This window comes from Chitinophaga arvensicola, from assembly GCF_900110835.1.
Classification (GTDB): Bacteria; Bacteroidota; Bacteroidia; order Chitinophagales; family Chitinophagaceae; genus Chitinophaga; species Chitinophaga arvensicola.
Window position 1 is genome coordinate 3945586 of record NZ_FOJG01000001.1, and the last position, 23264, is coordinate 3968849.

At 49.4% G+C, this 23264-nt stretch carries 19 protein-coding genes; 13 read left to right on the plus strand and 6 right to left on the minus strand.

The window, feature by feature from the left end; genetic code table 11:
• Positions 1-4 precede the first annotated feature (4 nt).
• The 7 genes from BMW79_RS16230 (at position 5) to treY (ending at position 11339) form a co-directional block, all read left to right on the plus strand.
• Positions 5-1354: an alkaline phosphatase family protein gene (locus BMW79_RS16230; RefSeq protein WP_089896489.1), complete on the plus strand. Its 1350-nt coding sequence runs from the start codon at positions 5-7 to the stop codon at positions 1352-1354.
• 160 nt (positions 1355-1514) lie between these two features.
• The gene (locus BMW79_RS16235) at positions 1515-2096 is read left to right on the plus strand and encodes a DJ-1/PfpI family protein (protein ID WP_089896491.1); all 582 of its coding nucleotides are present in this window, start codon (positions 1515-1517) and stop codon (positions 2094-2096) included.
• A 96-nt stretch (positions 2097-2192) separates the two neighbouring features.
• Complete coding sequence (locus tag BMW79_RS16240; protein ID WP_218150322.1) at positions 2193-4661, plus strand: heavy metal translocating P-type ATPase; 2469 nt, start codon at positions 2193-2195, stop codon at positions 4659-4661.
• Positions 4662-4846: 185 nt separating this feature from the next.
• The gene (locus BMW79_RS16245) at positions 4847-5356 is read left to right on the plus strand and encodes a response regulator (RefSeq protein WP_089896494.1); all 510 of its coding nucleotides are present in this window, start codon (positions 4847-4849) and stop codon (positions 5354-5356) included.
• Positions 5357-5382: 26 nt separating this feature from the next.
• Positions 5383-6903 (plus strand): 4-alpha-glucanotransferase, encoded by a 1521-nt coding sequence (malQ, locus tag BMW79_RS16250; protein ID WP_089896496.1) that lies wholly within the window; start codon positions 5383-5385, stop codon positions 6901-6903.
• On the plus strand, positions 6896-8710 hold the full coding sequence (treZ, locus tag BMW79_RS16255; RefSeq protein ID WP_089896498.1) for a malto-oligosyltrehalose trehalohydrolase: 1815 nt from the start codon (positions 6896-6898) through the stop codon (positions 8708-8710). The genes malQ and treZ overlap by 8 nt, the downstream gene beginning before the upstream one ends.
• Positions 8700-11339 (plus strand): malto-oligosyltrehalose synthase, encoded by a 2640-nt coding sequence (gene treY / locus BMW79_RS16260; RefSeq protein WP_177192199.1) that lies wholly within the window; start codon positions 8700-8702, stop codon positions 11337-11339. Before treZ ends, treY begins: the two co-directional genes overlap by 11 nt.
• Here the strand turns inward: treY and glgX are convergent.
• Positions 11331-13454: a glycogen debranching protein GlgX gene (gene glgX / locus BMW79_RS16265; protein ID WP_089896916.1), complete on the minus strand. Its 2124-nt coding sequence runs from the start codon at positions 13452-13454 to the stop codon at positions 11331-11333. The two genes, treY and glgX, sit on opposite strands and share 9 nt — an antisense overlap.
• 60 nt (positions 13455-13514) lie before the next feature.
• Positions 13515-13883: a response regulator gene (locus tag BMW79_RS16270; RefSeq protein ID WP_177192200.1), complete on the minus strand. Its 369-nt coding sequence runs from the start codon at positions 13881-13883 to the stop codon at positions 13515-13517.
• A gap of 304 nt (positions 13884-14187) precedes the next feature.
• Between BMW79_RS16270 and BMW79_RS16280 the strand changes: the two genes are divergently transcribed.
• The 6 genes from BMW79_RS16280 (at position 14188) to BMW79_RS16305 (ending at position 18366) form a co-directional block, all read left to right on the plus strand.
• A complete protein-coding gene (locus BMW79_RS16280; protein ID WP_143059179.1) occupies positions 14188-14604 on the plus strand; it encodes a hypothetical protein in 417 nt (138 codons plus the stop codon).
• 121 nt (positions 14605-14725) lie between these two features.
• Complete coding sequence (locus tag BMW79_RS16285; RefSeq protein ID WP_089896507.1) at positions 14726-15055, plus strand: ArsR/SmtB family transcription factor; 330 nt, start codon at positions 14726-14728, stop codon at positions 15053-15055.
• 200 nt (positions 15056-15255) lie between these two features.
• Positions 15256-16326, plus strand: a complete 1071-nt coding sequence (gene arsB / locus BMW79_RS16290) for an ACR3 family arsenite efflux transporter (RefSeq protein ID WP_089896509.1) — start codon at positions 15256-15258, stop codon at positions 16324-16326.
• 13 nt (positions 16327-16339) lie between these two features.
• Positions 16340-16834 carry a DUF6428 family protein gene (locus BMW79_RS16295; protein WP_143059180.1) on the plus strand — a complete coding sequence of 165 codons (495 nt, stop codon included), beginning with the start codon at positions 16340-16342 and terminating at the stop codon, positions 16832-16834.
• A 17-nt stretch (positions 16835-16851) separates the two neighbouring features.
• Positions 16852-17265: an arsenate reductase ArsC gene (locus tag BMW79_RS16300; protein WP_089896917.1), complete on the plus strand. Its 414-nt coding sequence runs from the start codon at positions 16852-16854 to the stop codon at positions 17263-17265.
• 30 nt (positions 17266-17295) lie between these two features.
• A complete protein-coding gene (locus BMW79_RS16305) occupies positions 17296-18366 on the plus strand; it encodes an ArsO family NAD(P)H-dependent flavin-containing monooxygenase (RefSeq protein WP_089896513.1) in 1071 nt (356 codons plus the stop codon).
• 36 nt (positions 18367-18402) lie between these two features.
• Here the strand turns inward: BMW79_RS16305 and BMW79_RS16310 are convergent, their stop codons facing one another.
• Genes BMW79_RS16310 through BMW79_RS16325 form a run of 4 tightly spaced genes read right to left on the minus strand, consistent with a single transcriptional unit; the run spans position 18403 to position 23256 of the window.
• A complete protein-coding gene (locus BMW79_RS16310) occupies positions 18403-18702 on the minus strand; it encodes a hypothetical protein (protein WP_089896515.1) in 300 nt (99 codons plus the stop codon).
• A 24-nt stretch (positions 18703-18726) separates the two neighbouring features.
• Positions 18727-21879 (minus strand): efflux RND transporter permease subunit, encoded by a 3153-nt coding sequence (locus BMW79_RS16315; RefSeq protein ID WP_089896517.1) that lies wholly within the window; start codon positions 21877-21879, stop codon positions 18727-18729.
• On the minus strand, positions 21876-22181 hold the full coding sequence (locus tag BMW79_RS16320; protein WP_089896520.1) for a DUF190 domain-containing protein: 306 nt from the start codon (positions 22179-22181) through the stop codon (positions 21876-21878). The genes BMW79_RS16315 and BMW79_RS16320 overlap by 4 nt, the downstream gene beginning before the upstream one ends.
• 10 nt (positions 22182-22191) lie before the next feature.
• Positions 22192-23256 carry an efflux RND transporter periplasmic adaptor subunit gene (locus tag BMW79_RS16325; RefSeq protein ID WP_089896918.1) on the minus strand — a complete coding sequence of 355 codons (1065 nt, stop codon included), beginning with the start codon at positions 23254-23256 and terminating at the stop codon, positions 22192-22194.
• Positions 23257-23264 lie beyond the last annotated feature (8 nt).

Sequence of the window (23264 nt, forward strand, 5' to 3'; positions counted from 1 at the left end):
ACTGATGAAACGTATTATCTTAACGATAGGAGCATATATATTGCTGACAGGACAGCTGGCAGCACAACAGGCAAAGTATGTAGTAATGGTGAGTATCGACGGTTTCCGTCCCGACTTCTACCTGGACAGCCGCTGGCCGGCGCCCAACATGCAGCAGATAAAAGAAAAAGGCGTGCATGCCACCGGGGTGCGTGGTATTTTCCCTACCATCACTTATCCTTCACATACCACACTGATCACCGGTGTGGCGCCTGCCAAACATGGCATCTGCTATAACACCCCGTTTGAGCCGGAAGGTGCAAGTGGCCGCTGGTATTCAGAAACCAGTCATATTAAAGCAGAAACCTTATGGGATGCTGTGCATAAAGCGAAGTTAATATCTGCATCTGTGTCCTGGCCGGTATCCGTGGGTGCGCCGGTAGACTACAATATCCCGGAAACTTTTTCACTGACGAATCCGGGTGATCGTCGCCAGCCCACCAGTGAGCAGGCAACACCTAAAGGATTGTTTGAAGAAGTACAGCGCTACGCCACCGGTGAATTGCAAAGCACCGATATGAACCTGCGTTACCTGGGTATGAATGAAACACTGAGCAGGATGGCGGCTTACCTCATTACCAGGTATAAGCCCAATCTGCTCACCGTACATCTGCCCTGCACCGATGAAGTACAGCACCGCGTGGGTCGTGAAGGAGCGGATGTAGCACAGGCAGTAGCTGCAGCAGATCATGGTATCGGTACCATTCTCGAAGCGATTGAGAAAGCAGGTATCAAAGACAGCACCGCTATCATCATCACCGGTGACCACGGTTTTGTAGATGTGCATACCAGTATTTCTCCCAACGTATGGCTGGCAGAAAAAGGATTAGCCGGTACTACCGCAGATCCCGGCAGCTGGAAAGCTTTATTTCATAGCGGTGGAGGATCTGTTTTCCTCAAACTGAAAGATAAAAATGACGTTAAAACTTTACAGCAGGTAAAGAAAATGCTCAGTGAATTACCAGCTGGTATACAAAAGTTATTTACCGTACTGGATAAACCGGCTCTCGAAAAAGTGGGTGCAGATCCGGATGCGATGCTGGCACTCAGCGCCGTACAGGGTATTGCTTTTTCTGCCGCCAGAACAGGCGATGCCATCAAAGCCACCAGCGGCGGTGCACATGGTTATTATCCTGATTTCCGGGAAATACAGACCGGCTTTATCGCCATCGGTGCAGGCCTTGGCAAAGATGTAACAGTACCGGTTATCGGATTGGAAGATGTGGCCCCGCTGATTGCAAAATTGCTGGGTATTTCATTGGAGAAGGCAGATGGCGTGGTGTATCCGGGGATGTTGAAGAAAGTGAGTAAGTAAAATAAGTGAAGAGCTAAAGCAGGCGCGTATATTACGCGCCTGCTTTTTTATTTGTACATCTGTAAACAGGACAAAAACAGGCCGCCATCCGACAAAATTAAGCAAGCCCCTGCGAACCTCACTGCTTACCTTTGCCACATACCGCTAAACTGATCCCCATATGAAAAAAGTACTTTTACTCCTCGCAGATGGTTTTGAAATGTTTGAAGCCAGCGTATTTATCGATGTTATCGGATGGAACCTGGTAGATGGTGACGGCACCACTTCGCTCTACTCTGTAGGATTGCAAAGAGAAGTGACGAGTACCTTTAAACAGCGGGTACTCGTGGACTATACGACAGACGAAGTAAACGTAAGCGATTTTGATGCACTGGCCATACCTGGTGGCTTTGCAGAATATGGATTTTACGAACATGCTTATGATGAACGTTTCCTGGCGCTGATCCGCCAGTTTGAAGCGCAGCAGAAACCTATTACGACCATCTGCACAGGTGCATTCCCGGTTGCGAAAAGCGGTATCCTGCATGGTCGCCGTGGAACTACTTATAACCTGAACCCGGTAAGACAACAAACCCTGAAAGGTTTGGGCGTGAACGTAGTGAATGAAGCTATTGTAACAGATGGGAATATTGTTACCTCCTGGAACCCTTCTACAGCACTGGACGTGGCTTTCCTGTTGCTCGAAAAACTGACTTCACCGGAGCAGGCAGATAAGATCCGGACACTGATGGGATTTAAATAGAATGCCGCTTAGTTGCAATTTTTTACGGTAGCGGTCTTGATGGAATATTTTATATTTGATAGTGTTGCAACAACAGACCTCCAAAAAGATTCATCAATGGCAGCTATCAAAAAGTGGCAGGTAGAAATACCTGTACTGTTACCCGAAGTAAAAGACGAAAGAGATCATTGTGTAGAACGCATCATCGCATTATTACAGGGCCGGCAGGGCATTGAAAAAGTGCATATCAGCGACACCGATGGCAAACACCTGTTCTGCGTTCATTATGATGCAGATGTGATCAGCCTGGAGAGAATAACGGAACTGGCTACACGCGCGGGAGCGGAATTAACAGCCCATTATGGTCATCTCACGATAGAAGTACAAGGCATACGCCATGTAAGACATGCGCGCATTATAGAAGATAATTTACGGCGTAAGCAGGGCATCGTGGAAGTGAGCGTGGGGGCTTCCGGTTTTATCAGCATCGAGTTTGATAAACAGGTGAGCAGCCAGGAGCAGGTGCTGGCGCTGATTAAGCGGCAGGGACTTACTCCGGTGCATGTAGAAACGGAAGCGGTGGACCATGAACATACGCACGACCATGAACACAAGCATGAACATACACATGCCGAAGGAGAGGAGCACGACCATGATCATGGCGGTATCTTCGGAAAGAATACCGAACTTATTTTTAGTCTTATCTGTGGCGCATTCCTGGCTGTCGGTTTCGGATTATCCTTTGTAACGGCGTTGCCCGCCTGGGTAAGCCTGGCCTGTTATATTGCCGCGTATTTTTTTGGTGGCTACTTCACGGCCAAAGAAGCGGTGGAAACCGTGATGAAAGGAAAGTTCGAAATAGATTTCCTGATGCTGGTGGCCGCAGTGGGGGCAGGTATCCTCGGCGCCTGGCAGGAAGGCGCGCTGTTGTTGTTTCTGTTCAGCCTGGGCCATGCCCTGGAGCATTACGCCATGAATAAAGCCCGCAAATCCATTGCGGCGCTGGCGGAACTGGCACCTAAAACAGCATTACTCAAAAAGAACGGCGAGGTAAAGGAAGTGGGCATTGAACAATTGCAGCTCAATGATATTATTGTGGTGAAACCCAATACGAAGATACCCGCAGATGGGATGGTGGTAGCCGGTAGCAGCAGTGTGAACCAGGCGCCCATTACCGGGGAAAGTATACCGGTAGATAAGAAGGCAGCGCCGGCAGACAGCAACGCCAATGATCCCGTGCATACTGTTTTTGCCGGATCTATCAATGGTAACGGTTCCCTGGAAATAAAGGTGCTTAAACTGGCGCAGGACTCCACGTTATCAAGACTGGTGAAGCTGGTGAACGAAGCTCAAACGCAGAAGTCGCCCACCCAGCAGTTCACAGATCGGTTTGAAAAATACTTCGTACCGGCAGTGCTGATCCTCGTAGTACTACTTTGTTTCGCCTTTCTGGTGCTGGATGAAACTTTCAGCGATAGCTTTTACCGCGCTATGGCGGTGCTGGTAGCATCCAGTCCATGTGCACTGGCCATTTCCACCCCCAGCGCTGTGCTGAGTGGTGTAGGACGGGCAGCAAGGGAAGGGGTGCTGATAAAGGGAGGCCGCCCGCTGGAAGATTTGGGTACGTTAACCGCACTGGCTTTTGATAAAACCGGTACGCTCACGGAAGGAAAGCCCCGGCTCACGAAAGTGATCCCCGCTGCTGGGGTAACAGAAGATACATTGCTGGAAGCTGCCGTAGCAGTAGAGGCGCTGAGTGATCATCCGCTGGCAAAGGCGATTGTGACGGATGGAAAGGAAAAGTTAAAAGGCCGGCCGATCCCGGAAGCACAGGGACTGGAAGCGGTGTTGGGAAAAGGTATCAAGGCCAACTGGCAAAATTCGGCCATTTATATAGGCAACCGGGCTTTGTTTGAAGAATTGGGGGGTACCGCGCTGCCCGACGATTTAAAGCAAAAAATGACCGCCCTGGAAAGCGAAGGCAATACCTCGATGCTGGTGCGTCAGGACGACCGCTTCCTCGGTGTCATCACCATGATGGACACGCCACGGCCCGAAGCCAAAGCGGCATTGCAGCAATTAAAAGAGATCGGTATCCGGAAAATGATCATGCTTTCGGGAGATAACCAGCAGGTAGCAGATGCCATTGCGCAGCAAACGGGTTTAACGGAGGCATGGGGTGGCTTATTACCCGAACAGAAAGTGGAAGCCATCAAAAAATTAAGGACCGCCGAAGGGAAGGTGGCGATGATCGGCGACGGGGTGAATGACGCACCCGCCATGGCCAACAGTACCGTAGGCATCGCTATGGGCGCTGCCGGATCTGATGTGGCGCTGGAAACCGCCGATATAGCCCTGATGGGCGACCGGCTCGACCTGCTGCCTTTTGCCATTGCGCTGAGCCGCAAGGCAAAAGGGATTATCCGGCAAAATCTCTTTATCAGCCTGGGTATGGTGGCACTGCTCATACCACTCACCATCCTTGGTATTGCCAGTATCGGTCCCGCTGTGATTGCCCACGAAGGCTCTACACTGGTAGTGGTATTTAATGCACTCCGGTTGCTGGCTTTCAAACGGAATGGATAGGAATCCGTGCTAACTGTGAATACAGCACTGCGAAATTATTACACAACTGAGTGATATTATCCCCATGATATAAAAAAACATCATTTCTGCAAACCGGCTTCAATAGCGGGTTTGCAGAAATGGCATCATCCGGCATCTGATTTGTTTTGCGGGTCTGATAAAATAAGATCCCAATATATTGTCGTATGAAAAAGAAAATCACCAGCCTGTTAATTGACGCAAAGCCCGATCAGCGTATCCAGTTTTATTTATCACTGGACTTATTACAGGTAAACCGTGCCTGCGTTTGCCAGGATAATACTTTTGATGCGCTTGCTTACCTGAAGCAACACTCCGATTTTATTCCCGATTATATTTTTATCAGTGCAGACCTGCCGGTAGAACATGCGACTGCTTTTATGAAGCATGTCCGTAAAATAAGCCGGCTGGCAGATATTCCCGTATTGCATTTTGCGGCCCCGGGCGAAGCATTAGCCCTGGCGCCCCTGACCGCAGCGGGTTTCAACGGCTGCCTGTTAAAGCAACGGGATATTTACACTTTGCGCGATGCCCTCAGAATGATTTTTGAACAGACGTTCACGGTGGAAAAAGCACCTGCACCGGTTTCACCATTAAGCAATGTGGCCGTACTTATCAAGGAAATGTTACAACGTCACCAGGTATTACTGGAGGCGCCGCACCGGCTGTCGGCCTGAGTTTTTACCATTAAAATACGCAACATATGGCATTACCACCTGCTGGCAAACCGGCAAGGAAGGCAGGCATCCTCCTGCACTTAACTTCTTTGCCGGGTCCTTTTGGAATAGGAGATATGGGGCCGGCTGCCAGGACGTTTGCGGATCAGTTGCAGAAAAGCGGTCAGCGTATCTGGCAGGTGCTGCCTGTTAACCCGATCGATGCAGGCAATGGTTCGCCTTACAGCGCATTGTCTGCCATGGCCGGCAATATCTTGCTGATCAGTCCGGACCTGCTGGTCACTGAAGGTTTGCTGGAAGCGGAAAGTCTGCTTAAATACCAGCAGCCGTCCACCAGTGCGGTCGATTTTGCCACTGCCGCCCGTTATAAAGTAGCGATGCTGGAATCTGCCTGGCTGAATTTCAGCAGCGGTTCTTTCCCGGCACTCCACGCGGAGTTCGAAGCCTTCTGCATCCAGGAAGAAGCCTGGTTGCAAAGCTATGCTACCCACAAAGCCCTTACGGTGAAATATGGCAATAAGCCCTGGCAGGAATGGCCGGCGGCCGACCGTAAAAAAGAAGCCACTCTCAACAGCGAATATGCCGTCATTGCTTTAAAAGAGCAGTGGTGGCAATTTATTTTTGACCGGCAATGGCAACAACTGAAAGATTATTGCCATCAGCGCTCCATCGCCCTGTTTGGTGACCTGCCTTTTTATATCAGTCATGCCGCCGCAGATGTATGGAGCCACCGCGATCTTTTTTTGCTGGACGATAAAGGACAGATGACCAGCGTAGCAGGTGTGCCACCGGATTATTTCAATGCGGGCGGCCAACGATGGAATATGCCCATCTACAACTGGGCACAGATGAAAGCAGCAGGCTATAACTGGTGGTTGCAACGTATCCGCCGCAACCTGCACTGGTTCGACCTTTTACGCCTGGATCATTTCCGGGCTTTTGCCGCTTACTGGCAGGTACCGGCAGAGGCGCCCACCGCAGAAACAGGTACCTGGGAACCCGGCCCCGGCAGCGATCTGTTGCAAGCCATGATCAGCGCCTTCCCGGATAATCCTTTCGTAGCAGAAGATCTTGGCGCTATCGATGCTGCGGTAACAGACCTCCGGGATAAAACCGGTTTGCCCGGTATGAAAGTATTACAGTTTGCTTTCGGAAAAGATATGCCGGAAAGCGAGCATATCCCGCATCAATACCCGACTCACTGTTACGCCTACACGGGTACGCACGATAATAATACAACACTCGGCTGGTGGCAGCAGGAGGCCGGTCCACTGGAAACGGGGCACCTGAAACAATATACCGGTGTAAATCCCGGGAAGAAAAAAGCACACCTGTTGCTCGGCCGCCTCGCCTATGCCTCCGTGGCAGCTACTGCGATATTGCCTATGCAGGATGTACTTGGACTTGGCGCAGCAGCCAGGATGAACACACCTGCCGGGGAAGGTCAACACTGGACCTGGAGAATGTTGCCCGGTGAATTTGATAAGAAAACCATGAACCGTTTAAAGAAATGGACTCAACTATATAACCGTTCTGCTCATGAATAAATATCCTTTAGCCGGCGCCCGCAGCGCTCCGGATGGCACTACCACTTTTCGCCTGTGGGCGCCTTTCCGGAAAGAAGTGGCATTGGTGCTGCCCGATCAGACGCTGCCCATGAAGGCCGTTGCCGAAGGATACTGGGAACTAACGGTTACGGATATATATCCCGGCGCACGTTACCTGTATCTGCTGGATGGTGCTTTGCAGCGCCCGGATCCTGCTTCCCGCTGGCAGCCGGAAGGAGTACATGGCCCCTCTGCCATACCGGACGAAACATTTGTATTTACAGACCAGCACTGGAAGGGACTGGCCGCAACGGAACTCATCATCTACGAAATTCATACCGGTACTTTTTCTGCTCCCGGTACCTTTTCCGGCATCCGTGAAAAACTCGACTACCTGAAAGAACTCGGCATCACTGCGATAGAACTGATGCCGGTAGCACAGTTTCCCGGCGAACGCAACTGGGGATACGACGGCGTATATCCGTTCGCGGTACAAAACAGTTACGGCACACCGGATGATCTTAAAATGCTCGTCAATGCAGCACATGCGCTGGGCATAGCCGTAATTCTGGATGTAGTGTATAATCACCAGGGACCGGAAGGGAATTACTTCTACGACTATGGTCCTTATTTCACCGGCAGATACAAAACCCCCTGGGGAGATGCTATCAATTTTGATGAACCCTGGTGCGACGGTGTACGTGGATTCTACCTTCAGAATGCGTTGATGTGGCTGGAGGAATTTCATATCGATGGCCTTCGCCTCGATGCCGTACATGCTTTTTCAGATAACAGTGCCATACACTTCACACAGGAATTATCGGTGGCCGTAAAGGAACTGGAAGCACGCACGGGAATGCGGAAACTGCTTATCGGGGAAATCGACCTGAATAATCCCCGTTTTATTGACCCCGTGGAAGCAGGCGGCTATGGCCTGGATGCACAATGGGCCGATGAATTTCATCATGCATTGCATAGCCGGCTTACCGGTGAGCAGCAGGGATATTATGAAGATTTTGGTAGTATTGAACACCTCCGCCACGCTTTTGAAAACGCGTATGTATATACCGGTGAATATTCTGTTCACCGCAAAAGAAGATTTGGCCGTAAGCCGGTCAATAACCCATTTCATCAGTTTGTGGTCTTTGCACAGAATCATGACCAGATCGGCAACCGGATGATGGGCGAGCGCCTATCTGTCCTGCTCTCCTTTGAAGCGCTGAAACTGGCTGCTGCCACGGTATTATTATCTCCCTTTATTCCCTTGTTATTTATGGGGGAAGAATATGGAGAAAAAAATCCTTTCCTGTTTTTTACCTCTCATGGAGATGCCGATCTGATAAAGGCCGTGAGAGAAGGCCGGCAGCAAGAGTTTGCACATACCGGCGAAGCTCCTGATCCGCAGGATACCCACACTTTTGCACAAAGTAAATTAAGCTGGCAAACAGCGGAGGGGCATCATGCGGCGCTCCTGCGTTATTATAAGGAACTGTTATTGTTGCGGAAGAACACTCCCGCATTGTTGAATACCGCAAGGGAAGCCACCCGCGTACATCATACCAATAGTGAAGACTTGTTGGTGCTGGAACGAAGTAAAGACGCGGCAGCATTGCTGATCGTCTTTAATGCAGGTATTACCAGTCACGAACTGTCTTATACAACTTATGGAAAGTTACGCCTGCTATTTGACTCTGCTGCGTTGGCATTCAATGGCCCGGGTACCAATACAGCGGTAGCTGATGATCAGCCGTTGATGATATCGCCTTTGTCGGCCGTAGTTTATGAAATCATTGCTTATGAAAACTGACACAAACTTACCACTAACTACCTACCGCATACAGTTTAATGAAACATTTACTTTCAGACACCTGGAAGAAATACTCGATTACCTGCAACAGCTGGGTATTACCACCATATACGCGTCGCCCATCTTTGATGCGGTGCCGGGAAGCATGCACGGCTACGATGGCATCAACCCCCATCGCATCAATCCGGCGATCGGTACACTGGAAGACCTCCGCCGCATCAGCGCATCGCTGCAGCAACGTGGCATGAGCTGGGTACAGGACATTGTGCCCAATCATATGGCGCTGCATCCCGGCAATGCCTGGCTGATGGACGCATTGGAAAGAGGACCGGTATCGCCCTGGTATCATTTCTTTGATATCGACTGGGAGCATCATGATCCGCGTTTGCACGGGCGGCTGATGATTCCTTTCCTGGGGCAACCTTTAACGGAAGCCATCGCCGCGAAACAGATCCGGCTGGCGGTGAGTGAAAATGGATTTGTGATCGATGCCGCTGGCATGTCTTTTCCTTTGTCGGCCCCCGCTTATGATATTTTACTCGACGCCTTTGAAGAATTACAACCGGAGATAAAAGCACTCCTGCAACAGTTGAAACATGATATCCACCTGCACCTGCCTGCGGCAGAATGGCAGCAACGCAAACAGGCCCTGTTTGCCGGCCATACGCCGGACGATTTTTTAGCACAGGTAAACCACCACGAAGCGCTGTTGCACTTACTCCTGGAGCATCAGTTTTATTTGCTCACCTATTGGCGGGAAACGGAACAGCAGCTCAACTACCGCCGCTTCTTTACGGTGAACGGTCTTATTACCCTGAGGATGGAAGATAAAGCGGTGTTTGATACCTGGCATCGCTTCCTGTTGGAATTATACGGGGAAGGACTGATCCAGGGATGGCGTATTGATCACATTGACGGCTTACTGGAACCGGCCATGTATATACGAAGATTGCGCGAAGCATTCGGAGAGGACTGTTATATCATTGCGGAAAAGATCCTGGCGGAAGGGGAGTCGCTGCCGGGCGACTGGAAGCTGAATGGCACCACCGGTTACGAATTTCTGGCGGATGTGAATCACCTGCTTACGAATACGTTGGGAGAGGAAAAGATCAGTCGCTTTTACCGGGGGCAGTTTCCTGAACTGGCGAAGTATGGTCAGCTGGTGCAGCAGAAAAAAACGATGATCCTGCAAACGCAGCTGGGGGCAGAATGGGACAACCTGGTATGGCTCCTGTTCCAATACCAGCTGGCGCCGAGGCAAACGGATCGCCAGAAGCTGAAAGCGGCGCTGGGATTGTGGATGGTGTGCATGCCGGTATATCGCATCTACCCCGAATCCTGGCCATTACCTCCGGGAGATGTATCCGTGCTGGAAACTGCGCTGGCATTGGCGGCAGATCATGCCCCTGCTTTGTCGGAAGAGTTCCGGTTGCTGCATACCTGGTGGCAGGAAGATTATGAAAGACCTTCCGTAGCTCTGAAGTTCCTGAAAAGAATGATGCAGTTTACAGGGCCGCTGATGGCGAAAGGCGTGGAAGACACCGTGTTTTATGTGTACAATGCGTTGTTGTCGCACAATGAAGTAGGAGATGCACCGGTAGGCCATCATTGCTCTCCTGCGGCTTTTCATGAACGCAGTATCAGGCGGCAGCAACAGTTTCCAGGCGCATTGAACACCACTGCTACACACGATACCAAAAGAGGAGAGGATGCGCGCATCCGTATCAATATGCTCACCCTGTTGCCCGATACCTGGATCCAGCAGTTGCAGCAATGGCATGAGATGAACAGTAGCTTCGGCGAAGCAGCATTACCGGCAAAGAACGATGAATTTTTTATTTACCAGAGTATCATAGGTGGTTATCCGGAGAACGAAGATCTTTCGGAAGATTTTATCCAACGGTTATCAGACTTCCTGATCAAAGCCTTGCGCGAAGCCAAGGAACGGAGTAACTGGGCTGCGCCGGATGAAGATTACGAAAATACCTGTCTTGCTTTTATTCAACGGCTGTTTGATCCATCACATACTTTTATTGAAAGTATCCGCGCATTCATGGAAAAGATCCATCCGCGCGCAGCGCAATATGCGTTGAGTCAACAGGTGTTGAAGATCACGGCGCCGGGTGTTCCTGATATTTACCAGGGTTGCGAGCTATGGGATTTCAGTTTTGTAGATCCGGACAACAGAAGGCTGGTAGATTATATCAGCCGTATGAATATGTTATCGCTCCTGCAACAGCAGGAGCAGGAAGATAGGGTGGCTTTGTTTAAGCTGCTGACTGAAAACCGGCGTTTAGGCTGGGAGAAAATGTTTGTGGTGAGTAAGGCATTGGCCTTCCGGAAAGCAAATGGGGCTTTGTTTCAGCAGGGCGACTATATTGCATTGAGCGGGCAGCAGGATCCGTTGATTGCTTATGCCAGACAATATGGAAACGATCAATGTATCGTGCTGGCGGCATTACCGGAGGAGGTGGTGTTTGAGCAACGTTATTTATTACTGGATAGTGCTTTCCAGGGGCAATGGCAGGATATATTTACGGGGGAAAGTATCGGGGCCGTGGACGGGAAGCTTCCATTGGCTTTACTGGATCGCTTCCCGGTGGCTTTATTGAAAAAGATATCAGACTGATTTATTTTCTTCCTTCATTAACAACAGCAATGATCTGCCGGCGGCGGTTATCTGTGTAGCAGCGGGATAAGTGGCGCCGGTTTCTTCAGTGGCGGTATCCAGCACCAGTTGCCATTGTTCACCATATGCAGCGGGAGGCAGCTGGAAGTTGAGTTCTTCATGATGCGCATTAAAGATCAGGTAAAAACTATCATCCAGGATTTTATTCCCTTTGGCATCGCGGGTGCGTAAGCTCAGGCCATTGAGGTATACGCCGAGGGAGCGGGCGAAATCGGTATCCCAGTGTTCTTCCGACATATGATCGCCTTCGGGGAGGAACCAGGCAATATCTTCTACGCCTACACTTTCTACGGGTTGGCCACGGAACCAGCGTTTACGACGGAAGATAGGATGTTGCTGCCGCAGGGCGATTACTTTTTTGGTAAAGTCGATCAGTGCGGAGTCCATCTGTTCCCAGTTTACCCAGCTTACTTCATTATCCTGGCAATAGGCGTTGTTGTTGCCTTGTTGTGTTCTTCCTGCTTCATCGCCTGCCAGTAACATCGGAATGCCCTGTGATAAAAACAGGGTGGCAATGAAATTCCTTTTCTGCCGGTCTCTCAGCGTATTCACCAGCGGGTCGTGCGTGGGGCCTTCATTCCCACAGTTCCAGGAGCGGTTATGATTTTCGCCGTCGTTGTTATCTTCTCCGTTGGCTTCATTGTGTTTATCGTTGTAAGATACGAGGTCCTGCAGGGTAAATCCATCGTGTGCGGTGATGAAGTTGACGCTGGCGGTGGGGCGGCGGTAATCTTCTTTATACAGATCGGCGCTGCCGGTAATGCGGGATGCAAATTCCGACAGGGTGCTGTCGGCGCCGCGCCAGTAATCGCGGATACTATCGCGGTACTTTCCGTTCCATTCGGCCCATCCGGGAGGGAACTTGCCCACCTGGTAGCCGCCTTCGCCGATGTCCCAGGGTTCTGCGATCAGTTTTACCTGTGAAATAACCGGGTCCTGGTGAATGATATCAAAGAAGGCACTGAGGCGGTCTACTTCATGAAGTTCCCGGGCCAGTGTGGCAGCGAGGTCAAAGCGGAATCCATCCACATGCATTTCTGTGATCCAGTAGCGGAGGCTGTCCATGATGAGGCGGAGTACATTTGGCAGCCGGGCATTCAACGTATTGCCGGTGCCTGTATAATCCATGTAATAGCGTTTGTCGTCCGTCAGGCGATAGTATACGGCATTGTCTACTCCTTTGAAGGAAAGGGTGGGGCCTAGGTGATTGCCTTCTGCGGTATGGTTATATACCACATCCAGTATTACCTCAATACCTGCGGCATGCAGGGCCTTTACCATTTCCTTGAATTCGGCGACCTGCTCTCCGCAGGTACCGGAGGCCGCATAACGTGCATCGGGTGCAAAGAAGCCAATGCTGTTATATCCCCAGTAATTGGTCAGTCCTTTATCTACCAGGTGCCGGTCTGCCACGAAATGATGCACAGGCATGAGCTCTACGGCGGTTACGCCAAGCTGACGGATATAATCGATCGTAACAGGATGCGCCATGCCTTTGTAGGTGCCGCGTATCTCTTCCGGAATGCCCGGATGTAATTTGGTAAAACCTTTTACATGGGTTTCGTAAATAATAGTTTCCTGGTAAGATGTTTTTGGCGGCTTGTCGTCGCCCCAGTCGAACTGCTGATCTATGACCACACTCTTGGGAAGAAAAGGGGCACTATCGGTTTCACTGTAGCTGAGATCTTCATCGGCATGACCGGGTTCATAACCAAAGAGCGAATTATGCCAGTTGATAGTACCACTGATGGCTTTTGCATATGGATCGATAAGTAGTTTGTTGGGATTGAACCGGTGGCCTTCCGAAGGCTCGTATGGCCCGTGTACGCGGTATCCGTAGGGAAGTCCGGGTTTGGCTCCGGGCAGGTATACATGCCATACGTTGCTGGTTCTGTCGGACAACCGGATGGTAGCTGTCACTTCTCCATCGGGGGTATCAAAAAGGCATAATTCTACGCGGGTGGCATTTTCTGCATACAGGGCGAAGTTAACACCTTCACCGTCCCAGGTAGCGCCTAAAGGGAAAGGTTTCCCCGGATATGTTTTTGTTTCCATAGACCAGCTTCTAAGCAAAGCCGGTGCCATGATATGTATAAAAAAATAAGCCGGTAATTATTACCGGCTTATTTTCTGATCAATGGCTATATGTACCCTCGCAAGTAGTTCTGGCCCGGAGAACGGCTTCATAATAAAGTCGTCACCCGGACATGCATGCCGGATAAAGTCGAGATCCTGAGAACCCGCAATAATCAGAATAGGAATATCCTTCGTCGCCTTATTTGTTTTAAGATACTGGCATACTTTCGATACGTCCACATCAGATAGATGCGTGCTTAGTACGAAAAGATCCGGCGTCTCAAATTGTCCCTGTAAAAGGATGTCTGCATCTTCCAGAAAACTTACGTCATAGTGTCGTCTCAACAATGATGATAAAAGCATTTTTATATCAACATCGTTTTCTGTGATTAGGATTTTCCTGTTCATCGTCATACGATTTGATCCGGCTCTACCACGACGAATATCGCACCAAACTGCGGCGTATGGAACCGGTTTTCTTGGCTTGACTTATACTTAATATTGTTGAAAATGAGTTGTTTATATATAATTTCTGATGCCCTAAATGCATCATTGAATATGCGGCAAACGCAGTTTTTTTGTGCCGTTTTTTTTGTGGAAATCATTGCCCGTTGTGCATTTGTTTGTACATTTTTAAGCAATATTTTTCTTTTTATAGCAACCATACCGCGTGAATATCCGTATTGAATGATAACCAAAATAGACAACCTATATGCAAATACGTAACTGGCTGCCCGCTCTCACTACCTGCGTTATGCTTATCTCCGCCTGTAGCAGGAACAATGATGATCAACCCCAGATAGATACCAGTGCGCCGTCGAAAGGCAGCTGGAAAGTGACGTTGTTTTCCGAAAGAGGGGAGAATAATACCAATGACTTCAATGGCTACACGTTTACATTCAACAGCAATGGCACTGCCGTAGCGGCAAAGGGTGGTGTGGAGAAAAGCGGCAGCTGGAGTTTCGGCAATGCGCGCTACAATATAGATTTCGGCGCCAAAGGCGATGGCAACAAGCCATTGGGTGAACTGACGGACGATTGGGTTATTATCAGCATCAATGATACCCAGATTAAGTTGAAAGACGATAATGATAACAGCCAGGAGCAATTGGTGTTCACGAAAAACTGATCATGTTTTCCGGAAGGGTGTTTTGTGATCATGAATGACAGTCGGGAGCACTATTTAAAAAAGTATTGGTTAATTCAAAGACTAATCGTAATATTGCGATACGATAAACGACACCGGTATTATGGGCGCAACGAAATCAGATTTATTCACCAAACAGCAGAATGACATTGCCAATATGGCGAAAGCGCTGGCGCATCCCGCCAGGATAGCCATTTTGCAGTACCTCGTTAAAAAGAATGCCTGCGTTTGCGGCGACCTGGTGGAGGAACTTGGCCTGGCCCAGGCTACTACTTCGCAGCATCTCAAGGAATTGAAAATCGCCGGTCTGATCCAGGGTACCATTGAAGGCGCCAGTGTGTGTTATTGCATTAATCCGAAGGTATGGAACCAGTATCATAAAATTCTGGGGACCTTCTTTACGGAAGTGCAGGATATTAAATCCTGCTGCTAGCGGTGCAAACCGACTTTTTTTAAGGGGCAGGAGATATGCGATCCTGCTGCTAAAGCTTTCTTTAAAAAGATAAACATTATTATATCCTGCTGCTGAAAAAGCAGACAGCAGGAAAGGCTATTGCCATTATTTTTTATACTATATCATCGTAATATTGCAATTATACAATTGATTGCAGTCACCCGTAAATGACACGCCACATGCAAAATTGTAATCCGGCACAACGAAAGCAGCTCAGCTTTTCAGACAGGTATCTCACCTTATGGATCTTCCTGGCCATGGGCCTGGGAATAGGCATCGGTTATTATTTCCCGGCATCGGCTGGTTTTATCGAATCTTATTCTTCCGGAAGCACCAACATTCCGCTGGCCATCGGATTAATCCTGATGATGTATCCGCCACTGGCAAAAGTGAAATACGAAAAGATGAACGCCGTATTCCGCAATACAAAGGTATTGTCGTTGTCGCTGCTGCTAAACTGGGTGATTGGCCCCCTGCTGATGTTTGGCCTGGCGGTATTGTTCCTGCACGGATACCCGGAATACATGACCGGCCTTATCCTGATTGGCCTGGCCCGTTGCATCGCGATGGTGATGGTATGGAATGAACTGGCAGATGGTAACCGGGAATATGCCGCCGGGCTGGTGGCGCTCAACAGTATTTTCCAGGTATTGCTGTACAGCGGATATGCATGGTTTTTTATGACCTGGTTGCCTGAGATATTGGGTATGAAGGCGATGAACGTAAATATTGCTATGGGTGAAATTGCGAAGAGCGTTGGTATCTACCTGGGTATTCCGTTTGCAGCCGGCATCATCAGCAGGTATGCCGGGATCGCCATAAAGGGAGAAGTATGGTACCAGGAAAAATTTATTCCTTTTATCTCTCCCATTACCCTCATCGCTTTATTATTTACCATCGTGGTGATGTTCAGCCTGAAAGGCGCCCTGATCCTGCAGATCCCGATGGATGTAGTGAGGATCGCCATCCCGCTCCTGATCTATTTTATATTGATGTTCCTGCTGAGTTTTATCCTGGGAAAGGCCGTGGGGGCCGATTATTCCAAAAATACCGCCATCGCTTTTACGGCAGCCGGCAACAATTTCGAACTGGCAATAGCGGTTGCCATCGGCGTATTTGGTATCAACTCGGGGCAGGCCTTTGTAGGCGTAATTGGTCCGCTGGTAGAAGTGCCTGCACTGATTGCCCTGGTAAACGTGGCTTACTGGCTGCGCAAACGCTGGTATCGTCCGCTTGTTCAAAACACTTAAAATCTATACTACCATGAGTAATGAAAAAATGACCTGGCAAACGTTCAAAAACCAGCTGGAAAAACACCCGGAAAGGGTATTACAGTTTCAATATGCAGCCGGTAAACTGGTGGCACCTTCTTATCATATCACGGAAATCAAACAGGCGCCTGTTACCTCCGTTGACTGTGGCGGTAAGATGAATGCATGGACCGAAATCATCGTGCAATTATGGGAGCCGGAAGAAGTACAAACAGATCGTGCCATGATCGCCAGTAAAGCGATGAAGATCGTTCATCTCGTAGAACAGCACATCGATCTGCATCCCGGGGCAACGGTGAAAGTGGAATTTGGAAATGCCGCTTTTGATACGCGTCAGATGTATCCTAAAGAATTTATACTGGATGGGGAACAACTGATCGTAAACCTGCAACCGGATGCCACCCAATGTAAAGCAATAGACCGGGGCGATACCTGCGGCACACCTGTAACAAAAGATTCCTGCACACCCGGAGGCGGTTGTTGCTGATTTATAAAAACAACTATATGAAGAAAGTTTTAGTACTCTGCACGGGCAACAGTTGCCGCAGCCAGATCGCAGAAGGTTATCTGCGCTATTTTGCCGGAGATAAGGCGGAAATATTCAGCGCCGGCGTGGAAACACATGGTGTGAATCCCCGCGCTATTGCCACCATGGCAGAAGATGGCATTGATATTTCCATGCATACGTCCAATCACATCAACGAATACCAGGGCATTGACTTTGATTATGTCATCACGGTATGTGATCATGCAAAAGAAAGGTGTCCTTTTTTCCCTTCTTCCGCCATTAAGTTGCACGAGAATTTTCCGGACCCGGCAAAAGCAATCGGCACGGAAGAAGAGATCGTATCAGCGTTCCGGCAGGTGCGCAATATCATAAAAAATTACACGAAAGATTTTGTGGAGCAATGCCTCTAAAATACCTTCGTCGTATTTCAATACAGGCATATGGACAAACAGGAAACCGGGTATGACGTGATTGTGATCGGGGGCGGCCAGAGCGCTCTGGCTGTGGGCTATTTTCTTCGCAGAACGAACTTGCGTTACCTGCTGCTCGACAGTAGCCCGGAAGCAGGAGGAGCCTGGCAATACGCCTGGGATTCCCTTCACCTTTTTTCTCCTGCACAATGGAGTTCGCTGCCCGGTATCCTGATGCCCGGAGGAACAACGCATTATCCTTCCAGGGCCGCCACCATCAGTTATTTACAGGAGTATGAACAACGGTACCAGTTGCCCGTAAAACGTCCGGTTACCGTATACCAGGTAACTCCGCAAAATGGAGGCTTTGAATTACATACCTCCGCCGGGAGCTATACCGCCAAAGTCGTCATCAGTGCTACCGGTACCTATGCTCATCCATTTATACCTGAAATAGCAGGTGCGGGAGATTTCAAAGGTGTGAGTATCCATTCGTCTTCATACCGCCAGCCGGATGCCTTTGCTGGCAAGCGGACCGCCATTATCGGCGAAGGTAATTCCGGTGCGCAGATTCTCGCAGAAGTTTCGAAAGTAACGGATACACTATGGATCACTACAAAAGAACCGGTGTTTCTTCCCGATAATATTGATGGTAAATTCCTGTTCGACGCCGCTACGCAACAATATGAAGCGAAGAAACTGGGCAAAGCATATCAGCCACTCTCGCTCGGAGATATCGTGGCCGTGCCTGTGGTGCAGGAAGCGAGGGCAAGAGGTGTGTATCAACAGACACTACGCCCTTTTCAACACTTCTCATCAGATGGTCTCGTATGGCCAGATGGACACGAAGAAAAAGCAGATGCCGTTATTTTCTGTACCGGATTTAAGCCCGCCTTACAACACCTCGCCGCCACCGGTATTGTACAACCCAGTGGAAAAGTAGCCACGAACGATACCCGTGTGACAGGTATTAGCGGGCTTTGGTTGGTGGGCTATGGTAACTGGACAGGTTTTGCATCTGCCACATTGATTGGTGTGGGCAGATCTGCCAGGAAAACGGTAGAAGAAGTGAAAACTTACCTGGAACAGCAGCCAGGTTGATTGCTTACTTTGGGCGTTAACGGAAGAATAGTATTCCTAATCATTATTTTTTTCCCGTTGCTCGGCCTTCCATATGAGCAGATCGATACCGGATAAACCGGATGGATGTGCTGCCGCATCGCCTTCTTCGGTTTTCTTTGCAGGCGCCGCTGGCTTCTTTTTCGCGGGCTTTGCATCTGCTGTAAAATCAGTGGTGGCAGGCCGGTTATTCTCCCAGAAATTCGACAGGAAATTCAAGGCTTGCTGTGGGGTTTCTATTTTCTGTTCTTCTTTCAGCAATTCCATGATCTTCAGATCGAACCTTACTGATACGGGTTTATTTTTTTCTTTTGCCATAGTTACAAATATATACAATTACCATCAGAGCGTTTCATCTTGTTCAGATGTAGTGTCATGGCTATTGTGAGCCGTTTTTCTTTCCAGCCAGTAATATAAGGGAGGAATGACAACAGGCGTAAACAACAGGGTAAAAGTTAAGCCGCCAATGATCACGGTAGCCAGCGGTCGTTGTACATCGGAACCAATACCGGTACTCAGCGCTGCCGGAACAAGACCAATAATAGCCACGATCAGCATCATCATGATGGCTTTGAACTGATCGACTGCCACTTTTTGCACGGATGCGCGTAAGGTTAGCGGCGACTTATACATTTCCCGGTTCAGAGCTGATACCAGCAGTACGCCTGCCATTACAGAGATCCCGAAAATGGACACAAATCCCACACCGCCGGAAACATTGAAATGATAGCCCCGGATGAACAGCGCGGCAATGCCACCAGCCAGCGCCACCAGGATGCAGCTCATGGTAACGAAAGTATGTTTCATACTTTTAAACAACATAAACAGGAATACGAACACAATTACAATGGTGAGCGGAATGGTGAGCGACAACTGTTTTCCCGCTCTTTCCAGGTTTTCATACTGTCCGCCGTAAATAATGTCATATCCTTTAGGCACATGTACCTGCTGGTTGATCTTCTGTTGTAATTCCGCTACAAACGATCCCTGGTCGCGCCCGCGCACATTGGTTCTTACGGTAATCATCCGCTTACCGTCAATACGGTAAATGTTGGTTTGTCCGTCGATGAACTGTATATCAGCTACCTGTTCCATGGGAATCAAAGCGCCGGTTGAAGAGGGGATCTGCAGGTTTTTAATGGCTTCCGGTGTATTCCGGTATTCCGGCAGGTAACGGATCACGATATCATACCGTTTGGTGCCATCGTAAAGTGTGCCGATGGTTTTACCACCAATGGCCGCTTCAATCATACCCTGTATATCGCTGACATTGATGCCGAAACGTGCGGCGTTTTCCCGGTTGATATTGATGGCCAGTTGTGCCTGCGTACCTTCCTGTTCTATATTTACAGAGGCAGATCCTTTTGTGGCTTTTACAATATTGGCGATGCTGTCGGCTTTTACCCGCATCATAGCGAGGTCGTCGCCCACTACGGAGATGGCCAGGTCTGCCGCGCTACCGGTCACGATTTCCATTACCTGGTCAATGATGGGTTGCCCGGAGTTAAAGGAAGCGCCCGGAATATTTCTTTCCAGGTCGGCCTGTATTCTTCTCACCAATTCTTTTTTGGAGATGGTATCGCTCCAGAGATGGTAGTCTTTCAACCCGATCAGTATTTCCGTCCGGTTGGTAGGGAAAGGATCGGTACCATCATCATTACGCCCGGTTTGTGTGATGATATATTTTACCGGCGGATATTTCGCGGCAATCTCCCGTATTTTGGGCGCTATCAGGGCATTGTCCTGGATCGTTACACCAGCGGGCAGAAAGGCGCGCATGAAGATAGAGCCTTCGTCCAGTTCCGGCAGGAACTCTGTACCGAGCTTAGTACCCAGCGCGATAAAGAGCAATACAAAGATACCGGCGCTTATCACGGTTTGCTTATGGAAACGCAGGAAGAAGTTCAGGGAGTTTTTATAGGCACGTTCGCAGAAGTCAAGTACTGGGTTGCGATAGGATTTCATGGGCTTATCGGACGACAAGGCCTTTTTATAGGCAAATGAAATAAGCACGGGAATCAGCGACAGCGCGCAGATCATAGAGCCTATGACGGCAAAAGCCAGGGTGAGCGCCATCGGGGAGAAGAGTTTACCTTCTACCCGCGTCATCATCAGGATAGGCGTGTATGCCAGGATGATAATGGTGACAGAGAAGAAAATTTCCCTGCCTACTTCCTGCGCTGCCAGCATGGTGATACCGATGATGCCGCCTTTTTTCTCCGCCTCCGTAGCATTGCGGTAGCGCCGGATCAAATGCTCTGCCATTACACAGGCGCCGTCTACGATAATACCGAAGTCGATAGCGCCCAATGATAACAGGTTAGCCGGGATACCCGTAAGCCGCATTAAAATAAACGCGAAGAGCAATGCAAACGGAATGGTGGCGGTTACCACCAACGCAGAACGGATACTGCCCAGGAAAAAAACAAGGATGATGATGACGATGCTTACGCCCATGAAAAGCGTATGCGATACGGTTTCCAGCGAATGATCGATTAAAAAGCTTCTGTCATACAATACCCGTAACGTAACGCCTTCCGGAAGCGAGGTACTGGCGATATCCGCCATTTTTGCTTTGAGTGCTTTGAGTACTTCGCTGGGATTTTCTCCGCGGCGAAGCAGGATAATACCTTCCGGAGAGCCCACTTTATCAATGCCGGCATCGGGTACAGCATAGCCTAACACGCCCGAAGGTGGCGGTGGTGTTATTTCTACGGTGGCTACATCGCGGATATACACCGGCGTTCCATTCACGGCAGTAAGCACAATATTCTGGATGTCTTTTTCTGATTTAACGCTACCCAGGCCCCTTACGGCGAAACCTTGTCCGCCGCGCTCAATCACATTACCACCGGTATTCTGGTTGTTTTTACTCACGGCATCCATCACATCCTGCAGCACAAGATTGTATTTGCGTAATTTATCCGGAGCTGTCAGGATGTGATATTGTTTCAGAGGACCACCGAAGTTGGTGACATCTGCAATACCGGGCACCTGCAGGATGGCCGGCCGGATCACCCAATCCTGCAGATCGCGCAGCTGCATGGGGCTGTAGCTGGCGGGCGCTTCTACTACATAACGGTATATTTCACCCACCGCAGTGGTGAGGGGCGCTAATTCGGGAATGACACCATCGGGCAGGGTGATAGACGATAAGCGTTCAATGACCTGCTGCCGGGCAAAGTAATCATCTGTACCATCCTGGAAAGTGAGTTGTACAACTGATAATCCGAATATAGTACGGCTTCTGCGGTCCAATACCCGGGGCACGTTATTCAGCGCTCTTTCTATCGGGATGGTAACCTGCTGTTCTACTTCTTCTGCGGCTCTTCCATCATAGGGGGCTACAATGATCACATTGGTATCGGCAATATCCGGATAAGCTTCAATTTTTAACTGGGTAAAGCACCAGTAACCAATACCGGACAATACAATGGCCGCAATGATAACTGCCCAACGATTGCGTAATGAGAAGATGAGTATGTTGCGGATCATGCGTCAAATGGATCTACTACGTGAGTAATAATAAAGCCTCCTTTGTATTGGGTGCGCAGTTGTTTTAATACTTCCAGCACTTTCACTGCCTCGTCGATGAAGGTGATCATAATAGGCGGGTCATCAAAGGAGAAGATCTGTTCCGGGCGTTTCATTTGCTGGTTCACTCCAAATCCCATCACGCCTTTATAGGCTGTGGCGCCTTTGATCTGGTGCAGCAGTAAAAACTGCATGATAAACTCATACAGCGGGCGATCGCCCTGGAGATCATTTTTATCGATAAAAATCTGAGCCTGTAACATGTTAAGGTGTTTAATAGCCAAATGAAATCCCCTTCAGCTGCATAGCGCCATCGGTGACTACCATATCGCCTTCCTGCAAGCCATTGTAAATGATGATGCGGTCGTTTACCTGTGGTCCCTGCAATACTGTTTTTCTTGCAAAGGTGTTATCTGCATTTTTCACAAATACATAGTTCTGGCCTTGTACAGTTACCAGGGCGGCTTTGGGGACCGACAGGCTGTTGCCTTCATTTACGCCGAATTTTACGGTTGCAAACATACCGGCGCGGAGCTGGTTCTGTTTATCGGTGACTCCGATCCGTAATTTTACCATGCGCGTAATATTGTCTACTACTTCTCCAATGTCTTCGATGGTGCCGGTAATGGTTTCATTGGGGTAGGAGGTAAACACCAATGAGCAGCTGCCACCTTCTTTTACTTTGTTCACCTGGTTTTCCGGCATATCACAAATGATCCATACCTTATTCAGGGGCGAGTGTACCAGCGCCTGCGGATCAAAGCCGGCCATCTTGAGCCTGGATTCATGTTCAATGATGGAGGTCTTTTCATTCGACAGGTCCGTTTCTGCGATCTCCATATCCGTTTGTGCGCTGATGAGATCCGTTTTGGCATCAGATACATCTTTGCCTGTACCGGCGCCATGATCCGCGAGATCCTGGAAGCGGGCGACTTCTATTTTCTTCTGGTTCACGATGGCCTGCTTCTGCTGGATAATACCTGCTTTCTGCCGGATGTTGATGATATGCTGCAACAGTTCTGTATAATTGGCGGTCAGATCTGCATTGTCGAACAGTACGAGGTTCTGACCGGAGTTATCGATCGACTTCACCACGGTGGCGACTACACGTGCCGGTGCGGTGAGCAGGGCATTAAGATCGCTTTTGGTAACCGGTTCTGTTTTGAAATAGCTGAGGGTAAGGCTATCCGGCGGAAACTGGATCACGCGGCCACTGTCTTTTATCACGGGTTTATCGGAAGCAGGCGCCGGTTGCTTTTTGGGATCATGCGATCCGCAGGACAACAGCCCCCATGCAAGGAGGGAAACGACCGGTAAACGGTGGATGATTCTTTTCATCTGGATCA